17 protein-coding genes are annotated in these 19654 nt (G+C 64.5%); 9 read left to right on the top strand and 8 right to left on the bottom strand.

All coding sequences use genetic code 11. From position 1 onward, the window contains the following. The first annotated feature begins 236 nt into the window (after window positions 1–236). The 7 genes from urtA (NMQ14_RS16025) to NMQ14_RS16055 all read left to right on the top strand — a co-directional run bounded on the left by urtA (NMQ14_RS16025) (window position 237) and on the right by NMQ14_RS16055 (window position 6794). The gene (urtA, locus tag NMQ14_RS16025) at window positions 237–1415 is read left to right on the top strand and encodes an urea ABC transporter substrate-binding protein (protein WP_257097708.1); all 1179 of its coding nucleotides are present in this window, start codon (window positions 237–239) and stop codon (window positions 1413–1415) included. Window positions 1416–1615: 200 nt separating this feature from the next. Next, complete coding sequence (gene ureE / locus NMQ14_RS16030; protein WP_257097709.1) at window positions 1616–2143, top strand: urease accessory protein UreE; 528 nt, start codon at window positions 1616–1618, stop codon at window positions 2141–2143. Then, window positions 2133–2843, top strand: a complete 711-nt coding sequence (locus tag NMQ14_RS16035; protein ID WP_257097710.1) for an urease accessory protein UreF — start codon at window positions 2133–2135, stop codon at window positions 2841–2843. The genes ureE and NMQ14_RS16035 overlap by 11 nt, the downstream gene beginning before the upstream one ends. A gap of 59 nt (window positions 2844–2902) precedes the next feature. After that, the gene (locus tag NMQ14_RS16040) at window positions 2903–3613 is read left to right on the top strand and encodes an urease subunit beta (RefSeq protein WP_257097711.1); all 711 of its coding nucleotides are present in this window, start codon (window positions 2903–2905) and stop codon (window positions 3611–3613) included. 33 nt (window positions 3614–3646) lie between these two features. Then, complete coding sequence (ureC, locus tag NMQ14_RS16045) at window positions 3647–5359, top strand: urease subunit alpha (protein ID WP_257097712.1); 1713 nt, start codon at window positions 3647–3649, stop codon at window positions 5357–5359. A gap of 18 nt (window positions 5360–5377) precedes the next feature. Continuing rightward, window positions 5378–6007, top strand: coding sequence for an urease accessory protein UreG (gene ureG, locus NMQ14_RS16050; protein ID WP_257097713.1), 630 nt, complete (start codon window positions 5378–5380; stop codon window positions 6005–6007). Continuing rightward, complete coding sequence (locus NMQ14_RS16055; RefSeq protein WP_257097715.1) at window positions 6000–6794, top strand: urease accessory protein UreD; 795 nt, start codon at window positions 6000–6002, stop codon at window positions 6792–6794. Before ureG ends, NMQ14_RS16055 begins: the two co-directional genes overlap by 8 nt. Before the next feature lie 76 nt (window positions 6795–6870). Here the strand turns inward: NMQ14_RS16055 and NMQ14_RS16060 are convergent, their stop codons facing one another. From NMQ14_RS16060 to urtA (NMQ14_RS16095), 8 genes are all read right to left on the bottom strand, one after another. Then, entirely contained in the window at window positions 6871–8037 is a 1167-nt protein-coding gene (locus NMQ14_RS16060) for a hypothetical protein (protein ID WP_257097717.1), read from the bottom strand. Between the two features lie 68 nt (window positions 8038–8105). Further along, window positions 8106–8435 (bottom strand): zinc ribbon domain-containing protein, encoded by a 330-nt coding sequence (locus NMQ14_RS16065; RefSeq protein WP_257097719.1) that lies wholly within the window; start codon window positions 8433–8435, stop codon window positions 8106–8108. A 10-nt stretch (window positions 8436–8445) separates the two neighbouring features. Further along, complete coding sequence (fmdA, locus tag NMQ14_RS16070) at window positions 8446–9675, bottom strand: formamidase (RefSeq protein ID WP_257081417.1); 1230 nt, start codon at window positions 9673–9675, stop codon at window positions 8446–8448. A 38-nt stretch (window positions 9676–9713) separates the two neighbouring features. Beyond that, the gene (gene urtE / locus NMQ14_RS16075; RefSeq protein ID WP_257097721.1) at window positions 9714–10403 is read right to left on the bottom strand and encodes an urea ABC transporter ATP-binding subunit UrtE; all 690 of its coding nucleotides are present in this window, start codon (window positions 10401–10403) and stop codon (window positions 9714–9716) included. Window positions 10404–10601: 198 nt separating this feature from the next. Then, window positions 10602–11345, bottom strand: coding sequence for an urea ABC transporter ATP-binding protein UrtD (gene urtD, locus NMQ14_RS16080; RefSeq protein WP_257097723.1), 744 nt, complete (start codon window positions 11343–11345; stop codon window positions 10602–10604). A gap of 17 nt (window positions 11346–11362) precedes the next feature. Further along, entirely contained in the window at window positions 11363–12577 is a 1215-nt protein-coding gene (urtC, locus tag NMQ14_RS16085; protein ID WP_257097725.1) for an urea ABC transporter permease subunit UrtC, read from the bottom strand. Between the two features lie 49 nt (window positions 12578–12626). Further along, window positions 12627–13541 carry an urea ABC transporter permease subunit UrtB gene (urtB, locus tag NMQ14_RS16090; protein ID WP_257097727.1) on the bottom strand — a complete coding sequence of 305 codons (915 nt, stop codon included), beginning with the start codon at window positions 13539–13541 and terminating at the stop codon, window positions 12627–12629. A gap of 121 nt (window positions 13542–13662) precedes the next feature. Next, complete coding sequence (urtA, locus tag NMQ14_RS16095; RefSeq protein WP_257097729.1) at window positions 13663–14937, bottom strand: urea ABC transporter substrate-binding protein; 1275 nt, start codon at window positions 14935–14937, stop codon at window positions 13663–13665. Window positions 14938–15303: 366 nt separating this feature from the next. Between urtA (NMQ14_RS16095) and NMQ14_RS16100 the strand changes: the two genes are divergently transcribed. Both NMQ14_RS16100 and NMQ14_RS16105 read left to right on the top strand, forming a co-directional pair. Next, on the top strand, window positions 15304–18753 hold the full coding sequence (locus NMQ14_RS16100) for an ATP-binding protein (protein ID WP_373457202.1): 3450 nt from the start codon (window positions 15304–15306) through the stop codon (window positions 18751–18753). Continuing rightward, a complete protein-coding gene (locus tag NMQ14_RS16105; RefSeq protein ID WP_371132669.1) occupies window positions 18737–19651 on the top strand; it encodes a response regulator in 915 nt (304 codons plus the stop codon). The genes NMQ14_RS16100 and NMQ14_RS16105 overlap by 17 nt, the downstream gene beginning before the upstream one ends. Window positions 19652–19654: the final 3 nt, after the last annotated feature.

Consider the following 19654-nt stretch of genomic DNA (forward strand, 5'->3'; position numbering starts at 1 on the left):
GAAAACAGTGCTTGACTCGCTGCAATCGGCTCACTAGTATCAATCTAACTCTTCGCATCGCCAGCATTGCCGGTGCAAAGAAAGGCAAAAAGGCCTGTGCGGATCTCCGGATCCGCCAGGCCTTTTTTTCGTTCTTTTTTCGCAACCGGCGATGCGGCGTTGCAACAAATTTTGTCGTCTGCGCTGTGCTGTCTTGAGTCATCCAAACCTTAACCATCCATTCTTTCGAGGGAAACATGAAAAGTAATCTGCGTCGTGATCTGGTCAAAGCACTCGCCCTGGCTTCCGTGGCGGGCCCGACGATGATGCGTGGTGCGTTTGCGCAGCAGGATGTGGTGAAGGTCGGCATCCTGCATTCGCTGACCGGCACCATCGCGCTGGCCGAAGCCTCTGTGGTCGACGCGGAAAAGCTCGCCATCGACGAGATCAATGCCGCCGGCGGCGTGCTCGGCAAGAAGATCGTGCCGGTGGTGGAAGATGGCGCGAGCGATTGGCCGACCTTCGCCGAAAAGGCCCGCAAGCTGCTCGGTCAGGACAAGGTGGCCGCGGTGTTCGGCTGCTACACATCGGCGTCGCGCAAGGCGGTGCTGCCGGTATTCGAACAGGCCAAGGGACTGCTGTATTACCCGACCTACTACGAAGGACAGGAGCAGTCGCCGAATATCCTCTACACGGCGCACGAAGCGACCCAGCAATGCGTGCAGGGCTGCAACTGGCTGCTCGAGAACCGCGGCAAGACCTTCTACCTGATCGGCTCCGACTACATCTGGCCGCGCGTCACCAACAAGATCGCGCGCCCGACCATCGTCAAGGGCGGCGGATCGGTGCTCGGCGAGGAATACATGCCGCTGGGCAGCACGTCCTTCGGCTCGACGATCAACAAGATCAAGGCGGTCAAGCCGGACATCATCCTGAGCACCATCGTCGGCGGATCGAACGTGGCGTTCTACAAGCAGCTGAAGGCGGCCGGCGTCAACATGAAGAAGACGACGGTGATGGCGTTCGCCGTATCGGAAGAAGAGGTGTCGGGCATCGGCAACGAGAACGTGCAGGACGTGCTGACCTGCATGAGCTACCTGCAGAGTCTCGACAATCCGGCGAACAAGAAATTCGTGGCTGCATTCAAGGCGAAGTACGGCCAGAAGCGCGTCACCGGCGACACGCTGGCGTGCGCCTACACCGCTGTCTATCTGTGGAAGATGGCGGTCGAAAAGGCCAAGAGCTTCGATGTGGACAAGGTAATCGCCGCGTCGGCCAATCTCGAATTCACCGGGCCGGAAGGACTGGTGAGATTCCACGGCAGCAACCATCACCTGTGGAAACAGGCGCGCATCGGTGCGTTCGGCGCCGATGGCCAGGTCAACATGATTTATGAGTCACCGCTGATCGAGCCCAATCCTTTCCCGACTATCTGAGCGGGTAGTTGCTGCGCCCGCCGTCGGACGGTGTGCGGCCGTCCGGCGGCGGGTTGTTGGCAAGCACCGCCCCGAGCACACGCCGGAGGCACGTCATGTGCCTCCGGCAACGGCGGGTCTCGATACCGGTTTTTCAACCCCGCAGGTCAACGCCGCATTTCAACCCCATTCATCAACCCCAACATCAACCGGATCTGTCCATGCTTCGAGTGACCACCATTCTGGGCTGCGCCGCCGACGCCGCGCTGGCGGACAGACTGCATGACATCGAACATCGCGGCGGCCTTGAAACGGTGCGCCTCACGCGCAGCGACATGGCGCGCCGCCGGCAGCAGATGCAGACCGACCGCGGCAGCACGGTGGCGCTGATGCTGGACCGCGACGCCACGCTGCAGAACGGCTCCGTGCTGTGGCTCGATGACGAGCGCGCCGTGGTCGTGCTGCTCGACGAGCCGCAGTGGCTGGTGCTGCAGGCCCGCACTGCCGCGGACGCGCTCGAACTGGGCTATTTCGCGGGCAACATGCACTGGAAGGTGAAGTTCGACGGCGAACAGCTGTGCATTGCACTGGATGGCCCGCGCGACAGCTATCTGCAGCGCCTCGCCCACTTGATCCAGCGGGGTTGCGTGCAGGTGTGCGACGAGGCCGGACCGGGCGCCGGATCCGAACCCGCGCCGTCTGCCGGCCATGGCACCGTGCGTTACATCCCGGTGCCGCATGCACATTGAATCAGGCATCGACCAGCAGCTCGCGATGCTGCAGTTTTCCGACAGCTTCTTCCCCGGCGGTGCCAACTCCTTTTCGTGGGGGCTGGAATCGCTGCGCCTGGACAGGCAGGTCGGCAATGTCGAACAGCTGTTCGGGCTGCTGCGGGCGCAGGTGATCCATCGCTGGGCCGGCCTTGACCGGCCGCTGATGCATCTGGCACATCAGGCGTGCACGGACTGCGGCGACAGCCCGGCGCTGATGGAGGCCTTGGCCGATCTCGACCGGCTGTGCGAGGCGATGTCGCTCACGCGCGGCTGGCGCGAAGCCAGTCGCCGACTGGGCTTCACACAGCTTCGCATGCACGCCGACCTGGGCGTCGCGTGCGCCCAACGCTATCTGGACACCGTACGCGGCGCACACGCGCCGGGTCACCTGCCGGTGGTGCAGGGCGCACTGTGGGCGGCGTACGGGCTGCCTGCGGGCTGCTGCGATGCGATGGCGGTGGGTGGCCTGTGCACGTCGATCATCGGTGCGGCGCTGCGCATGGGAATGATCGGGCACGTCGATGGCCAGCGCCTGCTGACCCGCATGCGGCCGGTCATCGCCGGCGTGCTGTCGCAGCCACCGCCGGCGCGCGGCGACATGAGCAGCGGCACGCCCGCGCTCGACATCGCCGCCATGCGCCACGAAGCGCGCAGCGCGCGTCTGTTTGCCAATTGAACCCTGATGGCGCCACACACAGGGACCGACCGGATGAATGAACTTCGAAGGAGCACGACATGCTGCTGACCCCGACCGAACTGGAACGCCTGACCATCTTCAACGCGGCGGAACTGTCGCGACGCCGTCGCGCGCGCGGACTCAAGCTCAATTGCCCGGAGGCGATCGCTTTCATCGTCGACGAAATTCTCGAAGGTGCGCGCGATGGCCGCACCGTGGCGGACATGATCGCGTTCGGCTCGCAGATCCTGAATTCCGACGACGTACTGCCGGGCGTCGCGGCGCTGATGCCGATGATCCAGATCGAAGCCAGCTTTCCCGACGGCACCAAGCTGGTGACCGTGCATGACCCGATACGGCCCGGCCCCGGCGCGCAGATGTCGGCCGGCGGCAGCCGCGCCCGCATACCGGGCGAAATCATTCCGGCCGAAGGCAGCATAGAAGTGAATGCGGGGCGCCGAAGCACGACGCTGAAGGCGCTCAATACCGGAGATCGCCCGATACAGATTGGCAGCCACTTCCACTTCTTCGAGGTGAATCGCGCGCTCGACTTCGACCGTGCGCTGGCCTGGGGCATGCATCTGGACATCGCCGCAGGCACCGCCGTGCGCTTCGAGCCGGGCGAATCGAAGGAAGTCACGCTGGTGGCCTTCGGCGGCACGGGCGAGGTGTTCGGCCTGAACCGGCTGACCGAAGGCGTGAGCAACACCGAAGCCGGGCTGGCCGATGCGCTGGTGCGTGCACGCCAGGCGGGCTTCAGGGGTGCGTGACCGACATGAACAGGAATTGCCGGGAGGATTGATATGGCATGGCTGACCCGTCGCGACTATGCGGCGATGTACGGACCGACCCGGGGCGACATGGTGCGTCTCGGCGACACCTCGCTGCTGGCCGAAATCGAACACGACTTCGCCGTACCCGGCGACGAATGCCTGCACGGCGGCGGCAAGACGCTGCGCGACGGACTGGGCATGATGGGCGGGCTGACGTCCGCGCAGGGTGCACTCGACATGCTGATCAGCAATGTCGTGGTGATCGACGCCGTGGTCGGCATTGTCAAGGGTGACATCGGCATCAAGGACGGGCGCATCGTCGCCATCGGCAAGGCGGGCAATCCGCATGTGATGGACGGCGTGCATCCGCAGCTGCTGGTCGGCAACGCAACGACGGTACGCGATGGCGAAGGGTTGATCGCCACGGCGGGCGGGCTCGACGTGCACGTGCATTTCGACTCGGCGCAACTGGTCGAGCACGCGCTGGCGTCCGGCATCACGACGATGTTCGGCGGCTCGCTCGGCCCGATCACGGTCGGCATCGACTGCGGCGGTGCGTGGAATGTCGCGCGCATGCTGCAGGCGTCGGAGCAGTGGCCGATGAATTTCGGCTTCCTCGGCCGCGGCAATTCGTCGCGTCCCGAATCGCTGGTCGAACAGATGCAGGCCGGCTGCATCGGCCTGAAGATCCACGAGGACTGGGGCGCCACGCCGGCCACCATCGACACCTGCCTGTCGGTCGCCGACGACATGGATTTCCAGGTGCAGCTGCACACGGACACGCTGAACGAATCGGGCTTTCTCGAAGACACGCTGGCGGCGACGAAGGGCCGCACCATCCACATGTATCACACCGAAGGAGCTGGCGGCGGTCATGCGCCGGACGTGATCAGCGTCGTCGGCCAGGCCAACTGCCTGCCGTCATCGACCAATCCGACCAACCCGTACACGGTGAATACCTTCGACGAACACCTCGACATGATCATGGTGTGCCATCACCTGAACCCGGCCGTGCCGGAGGACGTGGCATTCGCCGAAAGCCGCATCCGCGCGCAGACCATCGCCGCCGAAGACGTGCTGCACGACATGGGTGCGATATCGATGCTGGGTTCGGACAGTCAGGGCATGGGGCGCATCAACGAAGTCATCTGCCGCACCTGGCAGCTGGCCAGCAAGATGAAGGACCAGTTCGGACGCCTGCCCGAGGAACGCACACGCAGCGCCGACAACGAACGCATCCTGCGCTACATCGCGAAGTACACGATCAATGCCGCGCGCTCCTTCGGCGTCGACCAGCACGTCGGTTCGCTGGAACCGGGCAAGCTGGCCGACATCGTGCTGTGGCGTCCCGCCTTCTTCGGCATCAAGCCGGAAATCGTCGTCAAGGGCGGCTTCATCGCCTATGGCGCGATGGGCGATTCGGCTGCGTCGCTGATGACCTGCGAGCCGCTCATCATGCGTCCGCAGTGGGGCGCCTTCGGCCGCGCACCGCAGGCGCTGTCGGCCAACTTCGTCTGCGCTGCTTCGCTCGGCCGCGACCTGGAAGGCCGGCTCGATCTGCGCAAGACGCTGCTGCCGGTGCACGGCACGCGTACCCTGACCAAGGCCGACATGGTGCGCAACGCCACCTTGCCGAACATCACGGTCAATCCGCAAACCTTCGAGGTCAGCGTCGACAACCACGTGATCGGCTGCGCGCCGGCCACGCATGTGCCGCTGAATCGCCTTTACATGATGAGGTAGCCCCGTATGTCATCGGTCATGCCCCTGCAGTACGCCAGGCCGCGCGGTGCGGCGCGTGTCGGTGTCGGTGGCCCGGTCGGATCGGGCAAGACGGCGCTGCTCGAACAGCTCATTCCGCGCTTCATCGCGCGCGGCACCGACATCGCCGTCATCACCAACGATCTGGTCACCGCGGAAGACGCCGAACGCATCCGGCGCAGCGGCATCATCGCGCCGGAACGCGTGCTGGCGGTGGAAACCGGCGCCTGCCCGCACACCGCGATCCGCGAAGACCCGACGCTCAACCTTGCCGCGGCCGATGAACTTGACCGGACCTGGCCGGGCCTTGAACTGATCCTGGTGGAAAGCGGCGGCGACAACCTGGCGTCGTCGTTCTCGCTCGATCTGGTCGATTACTGGCTGTTCGTCATCGACGTGGCCGGTGGCGACGACATTCCGCGCAAGCGCGGTCTGGGCGTCCTGCAGTGCGATCTGCTGGTCATCAACAAGACCGACCTGGCGCCCTTTGTGCGCGTGGACCTGGCGCGCATGACGCGCGAAGCCGAAGAGGTGCGGGTCGGCAAGCCGACCCTGCTCACCAACTGTGCCAGTGGCGAAGGCGTCGATGCAGTGGTCGACGCCATCGTGCGCGGGGTTCTGTTTGACTGAACGGCACAGCTTCGAGCTGGATTTCGGTTCGGCGGACGGTCGCAGCTTCGTCGCCCGGCAGTACGTTCGTTACCCGGTGCATGTCGGCCGCGCGCTGTATACCGATCCGATCGATCGCGGTCGCTGCACGGTCTTCCTGCAGTCGGTGTCGGGCGGCTTGTTCGAGCACGACACGGTGACCGGGCGCATTGCCGTGGCGCCGGAGGCACGTGCCCACGTGGCGACGCCTGCATCGACCATCGTGCACACCATGCGCGGCGGCTTCGCGACGCAGACCGTCGACATCGACGCCGCGGACGGTGCGCAGCTTGAATACCTGCCGGCGCCGCAGATCCTCTTTCCGGGCAGTCACCTGCACACCTGCATCTCGGTCAGGCTGGGTGAGGGCGCCCTCGTACTGGTGTCGGAAACCTTTCTTGCGCACGACCCGACGGCCTGCGGTGCGACCTTCGCGCTGATGGATTCGGCGATCGACATCACCGGCCGCGACGTTCGCCTGCTGGCCCGCGAACGGATGCGCATCCGCGGCGCTGACTGGCTCGCCGCGCAGCCCGGCGTGTCGGGCGACTTCAGCGTGCAGGCCAGCCTCTGGATACTGACGCAGACCGCATGCGCCGGCTTGCCGGAGGCGCTGCGGGCGATCCATGGCGAAGGGTTGTACGCCGGCGCCTCGGCGTTGCCGGGCGAGGCCGGGTGGGTGTTCCGTGCGCTCGGTACCGACGCAATCGTGGTCGGCAAGGCGATGGCCGCAGCGCGGGTCGCCGCGCTCGGGGCATTGCATCGGTGAACGAAAAGGGGCACGCCCGAGCGTGCCCCTTGAGCCATTCAGACCCGGTCCGCTATGCGGCCGGGTCGTGACCGGATCAATACATCAGCTGCACGCCGACGATGAACTTGTCGATGGACTGGGCTGCACCGCCCGGATCCATGTCCGAATACACCGCGGTGATGCGCGCGTTGTGGCCGGCCATCACGTAGGTGACGCCCAGATCCCACTGGTCAGACTTCGAACCGACCTGCGGATCGAATTCCTGGTAGCGCACGTAAGGCTGGAACTGACCGATGCCGAACTTGCCCGGAATCAGGTAGGCGGCCGTCAGCAGGTAGGCTTCGCCTTCGGTTGCGCCACCGCAGTTGTTGACGTTGACCAGACCGCAGGCCGCAGTGACCGCCGGACCGGTGTCGGCGACGCCATCGGTATCGTAGTCGTAGTAGGCGCCTTCCAGCGTCAGCACGCCGCCGCTCGAGAACTTGGTTTCCATCAGCGCATCGACGTTCCACGCCGTGTAGTCACCCGAGGCACCTGCGATACCGACACCGTTCTTCTGCGTCTGGACAGCGGCGCCGACGGTCAGGACTTCCTTGCCGCCGAAGTAGCTGTTGGTACCGTAGTAGCCCAGTTCCGGATCCCAGAAGCTGTAGGCCAGACGACCGGCGTACAGCAGCTTGTCGGAGTCGTTCGACAAGCCGGCGCCGCGGTTCTTGCCCTGGTAGGCGCCGACTGCGTACAGCAGCTTGCCGCCGAGCACATTGCCCCACAGCAGCGCGCCGTCGTCACGACCGGTGAAGGCGTTCGGGTACTGCGACACCATCGGGTATTCCCAGACGTTGGCGAAGTAGGGGCCGGCCAGGTTGGCGCGGTCGGTCGGCGGCAGCATGCGGCCGAACCACAGGTTGAGGCCGTCCATCAGCTCGAACTGGGCCACCACGTCGAGCAAGCGCATCGATTCATCCGACTGGCGCTCGAAATTCACCATGCCGCCGATCTGCTTGGTGATCTTGCCGCTGGTGATGATACGGATGGAATCGACCGCAAAATCCTTCGAGCGCGACGTGCCGTTCGGGGCGCCGTCATCTGCGCTGGTGAAGGACGTACGCATCCACAGACCGAGTGTGAGATAGCTCTCGCCGGGACCGGATACGGTGACGCCGGCATTTGCGGTGCCGGCAGTCGCTAGGGCGACAGCAAGCGCGCCGAGGCGCGGAAGGGACGACACGCTCCGCAGACGGGTTTTGAGGGTGCTTTTCATGGTGCAGGACTCCCGGTTGTTGAAGTGCAGGTTGAAGGTGGAGGGGGCTGGTTACGAAAACCCGGCAATCAGTGACTGATCATCCAGGGACGTTTGGTGGGGAATGCCTTCGAACCGTCCTTGCCTACCGCGGTCGTTCGGCTGGGTTTGCTGCTGCAGCACGAACACCCGGGACCGTGCTTGCGGCTGGCAAGCACCGGCTCATGGCGGCTGCGTTCGTTGGTGGCATGCGCGAAGCGCGTCTCGTGCGGCATGTCGGCGAAGGACGGTGCCGTCACCAGCACCCGCTGCGCGGGCAAACCGCACGCCGGGCACAGGCAGGCGGCGTCGCGCTGGGCGATGCTGCGCAGGGCGGAAAATCCGCCATGCGCCTCGCACTGATAGTCGTAGGTCGGCATGGCGGCGGCCTCAGAGATCCGGCGACAGCGGCATCTGGATGCTGCCGTCGATGAATTTCACAGGGCCGGCTTCGTTCGGCATGATGTCGAAGTCGAAGATGTCGGTCGGCAGCCACAGCGTGGCGCAGGCATTCGGAATGTCGACCACGCCGCTGATGTGGCCCTGCACCGGTGCCGTACCCAGGATCGAGTAGGCCTGTGCACCCGAGTAGCCGAACTTCTTCAGGTATTCGATGGCGTTCAGGCAGGCCTGGCGATAGGCGACATGCACGTCGAGATAGTGCTGCTTGCCCTGTTCGTCGACCGAAATGCCTTCGAAGATCAGGTAGTCGTCATACTTCGGCGTGATCGGGCTGGGCTTGAAGATCGGGTTCTTGATGGCGTACTTCTTCATGCCGTCCTTGATGATGCTCACTCGCAGATGCAGCCAGCCCGCCATTTCGATGGCGCCGCAGAAGGTGATTTCACCGTCGCCCTGCGAGAAGTGCAGGTCGCCCATCGACAGGCCGCCACCCTTCACATAGACCGGGAAGTAGATGCGCGAGCCGCGCGACAGATCCTTGATGTCGCAGTTGCCGCCGTGCTCGCGCGGCGGCACGGTACGGGCGGCTTCGGCAGCGGCCTTGTCACGCGCTTCGCCCTTCAGGCGGCCCATGTGCGCGGTCGGTGCGCACGGCGGGCAGCCGAGCGGCGGCACGCGGTCGGGTTCGGTGTTGATGAAGTCGATTTCGCGGGCGTTCCAGTCGGCCAGCAGCTTCGGGTCCGGCAGGCAGCCGATCAGACCCGGGTGGATCAGGCCGGCGTACTTGACGCCCGGCACGTGGCGCGATTCGGTGAACATGCCCTTGATGTCCCAGATCGACTTCTGGGCTTCCGGGAAGTGCTCGGTCAGGAAGCCGCCGCCGTTCTTCTTCGAGAAGAAGCCGTTGAAGCCCCACAGGCTGTCTTCCTTGGCGCCGATGTCCAGGATGTCGACCACCAGCAGGTCGCCCGGCTCGCAGCCTTCGACGCCGATCGGGCCGGACAGGAAGTGCACCGTCGTCAGGTCGATGTCGCGCACATCGTCCGCGCTGTCGTTGTTCTGGATGAAGCCGCCGGTCCAGTCGTAGGTTTCGATCTTGAAGTCGTCACCGGGCTTGACCCAGCAGACGATGGGGATGTCCGGGTGCCAGCGGTTGTGCACCATGTCGTTTTCGTACGGCGACTGCTTCAGGTCTACCTTGATCAAGGTCTCGGCCATGTTGATCTCCTTTGGATGTGTGGGCGGGTGGTGGGCACTCAGACGGACAGGAACTGCTTGATGCGCGCGGTATCCGTGTCGGCGCGCGTGCTTTCATGGACAAGGCGTCCGCCTTCGATGACGAACAGGCGGTCGGCCACGTCCATGGCGAAACTGAGGACTTGCTCGGACACGACGATGGTGATTTCGCGCAGCTTGCGGATTTCGTTCAGCGCCTTCGCGATGTCCTTGATGATCGAGGGCTGGATGCCTTCGGTCGGTTCGTCGAGCAGCAGCACCTTGGGGTCGGTGACCAGTGCGCGCGCGATGGCCAGCTGTTGCTGCTGGCCGCCGGACAGGTTGCCGCCCTTGCGGCTGCGCATTTCCCACAGCACCGGGAACAGGGCGTAGATCTCTTCCGGCACCTTCTTGACCTTGGCATTTTCCAGGCCGGTGTGGATGTTCTCCTCGACCGTCAGCGTCGGGAAAATCATGCGGCCCTGCGGCACGTAGGCGATGCCCTTGGCGACGCGCTTGTAGCTTTCGTCCTTCGACACTTCCTTGCCAGCGACTTCGATATGGCCGCTCTTGATCGGCAGGATGCCGATCAGCGATTTGAACAGCGTCGTCTTGCCCATGCCGTTGCGGCCCATGATGGCAATCGTTTCGTTCTTGTTCGCTTCGAACGAAATGCCGTGCAGGGCCTCGCTCTGGCCGTAGGCGACGTGGAGGTCTTTGACGTTCAGCATGACGGAGTCCTTTGCTTGGGAAGGTTTGATGCAGCTGCCCTCACCCCGGCCCTCTCCCGCTGATGCGGGAGAGGGAGCAGGGCAGCCCGCGCCCGCATCGGCGCGCGGAGGCGGCAAGCAGGCGCCCTTACCCTCTCCCGCATCAGCGGGAGAGGGTGGCGCGAACGCGCCGGGTGAGGGCAGCTCTGTGCGTACATTTCAGTGGCCCAGATACACGTCGATGACCTTGGGATCGTTCTGCACCTTGTCCATCGATCCTTCGGCGAGGATCTTTCCCTGGTGCATGACGGTGACCTTGTGGGCGATGCGCTTGACGAAATCCATGTCGTGCTCGATCACGATCACCGAGCGCCCCTTGCAGATGCGCTGCAGCAACTCGCCGGTCAGTTCGCGCTCGCGCACGCTCATGCCGGCGATCGGCTCGTCGAGCATCAGCAGTTCGGGTTCCTGCATGAGCAACATGCCGATCTCGAGCCACTGCTTCTGGCCATGGCTGAGCAGACCTGCTTCGACGTCGAGCGAGTCGCCGAGACTGATTTCGTCAGCCACCGACTGCACGCGTGCCTTGACCTCATCGGTGCACCGGAAGCCCAGTGCGCCGAACACGCTGCGACCGCGCGGGAAGGACACTTCGAGGTTCTTGAAGACGGAGAGGTTTTCGTAGATCGACGGCGTCTGGAACTTGCGGCCGATGCCGGAGCGCACGATCTTGTGCTCGGCCATCTTGGTCATTTCGTGGTTCTTGAACTTGATGCTGCCGCCACTGGCGCGCGTCTTGCCGCAGATCAGGTCGAGCAGCGTGGTCTTGCCGGCACCGTTCGGGCCGATGATCACGCGCAACTCGCCGCGATCCACGTAAAGGGTCAGCGCGTCGATGGCCTTGAAACCGTCGAAGGACACGGTGAGGTCTTCCACCGCAAGTACGAAGTCGGTATTGCTCATGTCGGTCTCCGTTCGGATCAGGCGGATGTGCCCTGCACGCCGTCAGGCAGTGCGGTGCGGGCCAGCGGCTTGCCGCCGTGCGGTGCGCCGCTGTGCAGCGGGGTGGCGGGCGGAATGTCGGACGACGGTGTGCTGTCGCCCCCTGCGGACATCTGCTTGCGCTTGCCAAGGCGCGGCTTGACATGGCTTTCGTACAGCCCGGCCAGTCCGTTCGGGAAGGCGAGCACGACGCCGATGAACAGCGCAGCCATCAGGAACAGCCACAGGTCGGGGAAGCTTTCGGAAAAGTAGGTCTTGCCGAAATTGACCAGCAGCGCGCCATACACCGCACCGACCAGCGACATGCGTCCGCCGACCGCGGCGAAGATGACCATTTCGATCGAGGGCACGATGCCGACCAGCGACGGCGACATGAAGCCGACCTGCAGCACGAACATCGCGCCGCCGATCGCCGACAGCATCGCGGCGAGGCAGAAGGCGAACACCTTGAACATCGACACGTCGTAGCCGGAGAAGCGCACGCGGTCTTCCTTGTCGCGCATCGCCAGCAGCAGCGTGCCGAGCTTGCTCAGCTGGATCCAGCGGCACAGCAGGATGGACGCGATCAGCAGTCCGGCATTGAGGAAGTACAGGATGTACTTGGCTTCGTCGGTGCGCGTGTCCCAGCCGAGGATGGTCTTCAGGTCGGTGATGCCATTGACGCCGCCGGTGTAGCCCTGCTGACCGACGATGAGCACGGTCAGGATCAGGCAGACTGCCTGCGTGATGATGGCGAAATACACGCCGCCAACCCGGCGCCGGAACATCGCGAAGCTGATGATGAAGGCGAGCAGTGTGGGCACCAGCAGGACCGCCAGCAACGCCAGCGGCAGGTGGCGGAACGGCTCCCACCACAGCGGCAGCTCGGTGATCTGGTTCCAGTCCATGAAGTCCGGAATGCCCGGCGTGCTCTGGATCTTGGTGGTTTCCGGGTCGGACGCCTCCAGCTTCATGAACATCGCCATCATGTAGCCGCCGAGGCCGAAGAACACGCCCTGGCCGAGGCTGAGCACGCCGCCGTAGCCCCACAGCATGACCAGGCCGACGGCGACGAAGGCGTAGGTGAGGTATTTGCCGACCAGGTTCAGGCGGAACAGGTCCATCGTCAGCGGGAACACGACGACGATGATCAGCGCGAGTATCAGCACGCTTCCCATTCCGCTACGTGCCAGCCAGCTCTTGATTGAGTCCATTGGGTTCTCCTTGGATCGTGGGTATTCGGGGGTCGGAGCGCAGCCGGACTCAGCGGCGGATCTTCGAAGCAAAGAGGCCTTGCGGACGCAGCATCAGGATGGTCACGATCATCATCAGCGTGAGCACCTTGGCCATCGAACCGGTCATGAAGAACTCGGCGATCGATTGCGTCTGGGCGATGCCGAAGGCCGAAGCCACGGTGCCGAGCAGGCTGCCTGCGCCGCCGAAGGTCACCACCAGGAAGGCATCGACGATGTACAGCGAACCGCTGGTCGGACCGGTCGAGCCGATCGTCGTGAAGGCCGCACCGGCGACGCCGGCGATGCCGCAGCCGATGGCGAAGGTCAGACGGTCAGTACGGCTGGTGTTGATGCCGGTGGCGTTGGCCATCGGGCGATTGGCCACCGTGGCGCGCACACGCAAACCCCAGCGCGAGCGGTACAGGGCGAGCAGCACGCCGCCGGTTACCAGTGCGGTCAGCGCAAGCACGAACAGACCATTGATCGGGATGTCGAGGCCTTCGGCCGGTGCCCACGAGCCGAGCAGCCAGTCAGGCAGAGTGGGGCTCACTTCACGCGCGCCGAAGGTCGAACGGAAGGTCTGCTGCATGGCCAGCGACAGGCCCCAGGTGGCGAGCAGCGTGTCGAGCGGACGCTTGTACAGATGTCGTATCAGCGCCCACTCGATGAACCAGCCGAAGGCGAAGGCGATGCAGAACGCCGCCACGATGGCGAGCGGGAAGTACATCGATGCGAAGCCCGGCAGGAAGGTTTCGGTCAGCGACGAGAACATGTAGATCGTATAGGCGCCGATGGTCATGAATTCGCCATGCGCCATGTTGATCACGCCCATCTGGCCGAAGATGATGGCCAGCCCGAGGCCCATCAGCAGCAGCACCGAAAACAGGCTGAGGCCTGCGAAACCCTGCATCAGGGTGATGTTCATGATGTCGGTCAGTGACATGGTGATCTCCGGCTAGGGGGTATTCACAAATGAAGGTCGTGGGCCGATGAACGCTTGTGGATACGTCCTGGGCGGGGCCGGAGCCCGTGCGAGGAGACGCACGGACCCCGGACCGTCCGGCTTACTGGTAACCCTTGGGGAAGGGGTTCGGTTCGATCAGTTCGGGCGACTCGGCGACCACCTTGAACTGGCCGTCGAGTTGCGCCTGGCCGATGCGCGCCTTGCTCCACAGGTGATGGTTCTCATGCACCTTCACGTAGCCTTCGGGCGCGGTCTTCAACTCGATGCCACCGGAGGCGGCGGCGATCTTGTCGACATCGAAGCTGCCCGCCTTCTCGACCGTCGCCTTCCAGATCCACGGGCCGAGATAGCCGGCCTGCGTCACGTCGCCGATGACCGACTTCGGACCGTAGGCCTTCTTGAATGCCTCGACGAAAGCCTTGTTGTTGGCGTTGTCGAGTGACTGGAAGTACTTCATCGACGAGTAGAAGCCGGCGATGTTTTCACCACCGATGCCCAGCACTTCGTCTTCGGTCACCGAAATGGTCAGCAGGAACTGCTTGTCGGCGGTGATGCCGGCCGCCTTCAGCTGCTTGTAGAAGGCGACGTTCGAGCCGCCGACCACGGCTGCGAAGATGCAGTCCGGCTTGGCCAGCTTGATCTTGTTGATCAGTGAGTTGAAATTGGTGTGGCCGAGCGGGTAGTACTCCTCGCCGGCGACCTTGCCGAGCTTGGCAACGGATTCGATGTGCTTGCGCGCGATCTTCATCGACGTGCGCGGCCAGATGTAGTCCGAACCGACCAGGAAGAAGGTCTTGGCCTTCTTCTCCTTCGCCGCCCAGTCGAGGCCGTACAGGATCTGCTGCGTGGCTTCCTGGCCGGTGTAGATCACGTTCTTCGACTGTTCCAGACCTTCGTAGAACGTCGGGTAGTACAGCATGCCGTTCTCTTTTTCGAAGATCGGCAGCACCGCCTTGCGCGAGGCCGACGTCCAGCAGCCGAAGACGCACGCCACCTTGTCCTGCACCAGCAGCTTCTTCGACTTCTCGGCGAAGGTCGGCCAGTCGGACGCGCCGTCTTCCTTGATCACGCGGATCTTGCGGCCGAGCACGCCGCCCATCGCATTGATCTGGTCGATCGCCAGCTGTTCGGCCTGGATCGAGCCGGTTTCGGAAATGGCCATGGTGCCGGTCGCCGAATGCAGCTGACCCACGACGACCTCGGTATCCGTCACCGCCAGCTTGGTGGTGTTCACCTTCGCCGTCGGGAACTGCGCTGCCTGGGCCAGCGCCATGCCGGGCATCATCATTGCGGGCATCGCAGCCATGCCCATCAGCACCTTGCGGCGCTGTTCGTCGGTAAGCGGCGTCTGGATCGGGTCTTTCTTGTCAGCCATATCTTTTCTCCTGAGCGGGGACGGGTTGGGGAGCTTCAGGCGATCCGGTATTGGCCGTTGATTCACTTTTGTGCGGTGCACCGCAACCGGTCGCTGCGGTCCGAAAAGTAGTTGCCGGGGGTGCGTAGCCGGAATACGTCAATCGACGTATGTGAGTACGCTGCGCAACACTCGGGATGCGCAGCGTTCGGTGCTAAGGTGAAGTCCTGCGCTGACGCACTGCACCACCAAGTGGCTCACGCACTGTTCTGGTGCGCTTTCGGCGGCGTGGAGGGAAGCTGTACCTTGTTCTCCGGGCAGGTGCTCACGCACCTTGCCCGGAGCGTTTCTTGCATGCGTCGGGCAGACCCCCAGCCGCCCGATCCGATGTCCGAAGCCACCCAGCAGATTTTCAAGATCCGTCGCGACTACAACACCTGGGTCGCAACCGAAACACTCGAGGACTATGCGCTGCGCTACACGCCGCGCAGCTTCCGCAAATGGTCGGAGTGGCGGGTCGCCAACACCGCCTTCGGTGCCGTTTCCTTTCTCGCGCTGGAAGCCATCGGCGGCGCGATCGCGCTGAACTACGGCTTCACCAATGCGCTGTGGGCCATCCTGTTCGTAGGCCTGATCACCTTCCTGACCGGCCTGCCCATCAGCTACTGCGCTGCCAAGTACGGCGTCGACATGGACCTGCTGACGCGCGGCGCCGGCTTCGGCTATCTGGGTTCGACGATCACCTCGCTCGTCTACGCCAGCTTCACCTTCATCTTCTTCGCCATCGAGGCGGCCATCATGGCGCTGGCGTTCGAGCTGTATTTCGGCATGCCGCTCGCGTGGGCCTATCTCCTGTGCGCGGTGGTGGTGATTCCGCTGGTGATTCACGGCGTGACGCTGATCAGCCGCATCCAGCTGTGGACGCAGCCGGTGTGGATCGTGCTGCTGGTGTTGCCTTATATCGCCGTGTGGCTGCAGGCGCCTGAGATGTTCCGCGATTTCACAAGCATGAGTGGCCGTACGTCCGGCAACAGCGACTTCGACTGGCTGATGTTCGGTGCCGCCTCCACCGTGGCCATTTCGCTGGTGGTGCAGATCGGCGAACAGGTCGATTACCTGCGCTTCCTGCCGGAAAAGAGCCGCGAGAATCGCTACCGCTGGTGGGCGGCCGTGCTGATCGCCGGCCCGGGCTGGATCGTGCCCGGCATGGTCAAGATGCTGGGCGGCGCTTTTCTCGCCTTTCTCGCGCTGCAGGCCATGGTGCCGGCCGACCGTGCGCTCGAGCCGACGCAGATGTATCTGGCCGGCTACGGTTATGTATTCGACTCTCCGGCCGTCGTGCTGGCGGTGACCGTCGTCTTCGTCATCGTGTCGCAGCTCAAGATCAATGTGACCAACGCCTACGCCGGATCGCTCGCCTGGTCGAATTTCTTCGCCCGGCTGACGCACAGTCACCCGGGCCGCGTCGTTTGGCTGGTATTCAATGTGGTGATCGCCCTGCTGCTGATGCTGCTCGGCGTGTTCGAGGCGCTGGAGCACGTGCTGGGTCTGTACGCCAACCTCGCCATCGCGTGGGTCGGCGCACTGGTGGCCGACCTCGTGGTAAACAAGCCGCTCGGCCTGTCACCGTCGCACATCGAATTCAAGCGTGCCCACCTGTACGAAATCAATCCGGTCGGGCTGGGTTCGATGGCGATCGCCACCGTCGTATCGGTGCTGGCCTACACCGGCTGGATGGGGGATGCGGCGCAGGCGTTTTCACCGGTCATTTCGCTCGCCACCGCCTTCGTCACCGCGCCGCTGATCGCCTGGGCCACGCGCGGCCGCTACTACATCGCGCGCCGCAGCACGATGCAGTGGCGTCCGGGTCAGACCGTCACCTGCCACGTCTGCGAGAACGGCTTCGAGTCGGAAGACATGGCCTACTGCCCGGCCTACGGGCAGCCGATCTGCTCGCTGTGCTGCACGCTGGAATCGCGCTGCCACGACCGCTGCAAGACCGACGCGAGCGCGGCCGACCAGCTGCATGCCGTGCTCAACGCCATCCTGCCGATGCGTCTGGCGCGCCGGGTCAACTTCCGGGTCGGCCACTTTCTGGTCGTGTTCCTGTCGCTGACTGCGCTGCTGGCGGTCATCTTCGGCGTCGTTTACTACCAGGAGGCCGTGGTCGCGGATCTGTACGCGTCGGCGCGCGAACCCCTGCTGCTGAGCTTGCTCAAGACTTTCGCGCTGCTGGTGCTGCTGTGCGCCGTGTGCGCATGGTGGATCGTGCTCGGCTCCGAAAGCCGGCGCCTGGCGCAGGACGAGTCGAACCGGCAGAACCAGCTGCTGATGCGAGAGGTCGACGCCCACCGCAAGACGGACCTCGCATTGCAGAAGGCGAAGGATTCTGCTGAATCGGCCAACCTCGCGAAAACACGCTATGTGACCGGCATCAGCCACGAACTGCGCACGCCGCTGAACAGCATTCTCGGCTATGCGCAGATCCTGCTGCGCGAGCTGGGCCAGGGCTCGCTGGCGCAGGGCGGCGCAGCGAAAGGTTCGCCCGCGACGGGCGCGCTGACCCAGGTCGATACCCAGCGACGCGCGCTCGGCACCATCCTGCGCAGTGGCGAACACCTGCTGGGGCTGATCGACGGCCTGCTCGACCTCGCCCGCATCGAAGCCGGCAAGCTGCGGCTCGATCCGTCACCGATGCCCATGCGCGAACTGCTGGATGACCTGGCGAAGATGTTCGAGCCGCAGGCGGTGCGCAAGGGTCTGCGTTTCCGCATCGAAACCACCGGCCGCATGCCCGACTACGTGCGGGTGGACGTGAAGCGGCTACGCCAGGTGCTGATCAACCTGCTGGCCAATGCGGTGAAGTTCACGTCGCGCGGCGAAGTGGTGCTGCGCATCGACTACCGCATGGAAGTGGCGCGTTTCGAGGTGGCCGACACCGGGCCGGGCATTGCGCCGGAAGACCACGCGCGCATTTTCGTGCCATTTGAACGCAGCAGTTCCGGCCGTGGCCTGGCCGAACCGGGTGCCGGCCTCGGCCTGACCATCAGCCGCATGCTCACCTCGCTGATGGGCGGCGAACTGACGCTGGAAAGCGAACCGGGCCGAGGCAGCACGTTCCGGCTGCGCCTCTACCTGCCGGAATACCTGTCGGTGCCGACCAAGGTCAGGCCGACGCGCCAGGTCATCGGTTATGACGGCGAGCGCCAGCACGTGCTGCTGATCGACGACGACGCCACGCAGCGCCACATGCTGGCGGCCATGCTGTTGCCGCTGGGTTTCGGCATCGACGAGGCGGCGAGCGGACGTGAAGGGCTCGAACGGGTCGCGCTGCAGCGTCCCGACGTGGTGCTGCTCGACATCAACATGGACGGCATGGATGGCTGGGAAACCGCGCGCCATCTGCAGCACGCGGCCGGCGCGCCGATCCCGGTCATCATGGTGTCGGCCAACGTGTTCGACAACCGCAGCGAACTGCTGCGCAACGCCGGCTGCGCCGGCTTCGTACCCAAGCCGGTCATGGAATCGGAGCTGCTGGAGCAATTGCGCGACGCGCTCGACCTGACCTGGCACGTCGATGAACCGGAATCCAGGAATGTTGCATCCCGCAACGACGAAGGCGATGTACCCTTGCGGGCGCTGGACGAAGAGGAACGCTCGGCGCTGCTCAGGCTGTCGCGTCTCGGCCACGTGAACGGCATCGCGACACTGCTCGATGCCATCGCGGAACGGTCGGACGAGGCGCGCGAAGATTGCGGCCGGCTGCGCAAGCTCATCGATGGTTTTGACCTGATCCGTTTCACCGAATTGCTGCAACGTGATGCCCATGTCCAATGATTCCCCATTCCATCAGCCGGTCGTGCTGGTGGTGGACGACGCGCCGGATTCGCTCGGCTTCCTGTGCGAGGCGCTGTCCCAGGCCGGCTATCTGGTGCTGATCGCCAATGACGGCGAGTCAGCGTTGGCCCGGCTCGAACTGGTCGTGCCCGACGCCATCCTCCTGGATGCGGTCATGCCCGGCCTGTCCGGCTTCGAAACCTGCCGCCTGATCCGCGAAGAGCCCGGGCTGTCGCACGTGCCGGTCATTTTCATGACCGGCCTGTCGGGCACGGCGGAAGTGGTCGAAGGTTTCACCGCCGGCGGCACCGACTACGTGGTCAAGCCGCTGCGCGTCGAGGAGGTGCTCGCACGGCTGTCGGCCCATGTGCGCAATGCGCGAGCCGTGCGCATCGCGCGCCAGGCGGTTGATGTGGCCGGACTGGGCGTGCTGGTGATCGACGCGCTCGGCCGTATCGCATGGCGCTCGCCGCGGGCCGCGGACAGCCTTGCGCAGTTCGGCATCGACGCGTCCGATACGCCGCCTGGCGAGTCGCTGGCCCAGCTTGCGCGCATGGCGGACGAACCGGGCACCGACGCAAAGCTGATCGGCGAAAGCGGCGAGAATTCACTCTACGCGCGCAGCCTTGGCGCGGTCGGGCTGGGCGAGCACATGCTGCTGCTCGATGTGCGCCGCCGTGGCGAATCGAGCACCCGCATCGCTGGCGCCCAACTGACGCCGCGCGAGGCGGAGGTGCTGTCCTGGCTGGCCAAGGGCAAGACCAACCGCGACATCGGCGACATCCTCGGCATGAGCCCGCGCACCGTGAACAAGCACCTCGAACACGTGTACGAAAAGCTCGGGGTCGAAACGCGTGCCGCGGCGGCGGCGCTTGCGATGCGGGCCGAAAGCGACTGATCG

The sequence above is a fragment of the Methyloversatilis sp. XJ19-13 genome (genome assembly GCF_024580155.1).
GTDB lineage: Bacteria > Pseudomonadota > Gammaproteobacteria > Burkholderiales > Rhodocyclaceae > Methyloversatilis.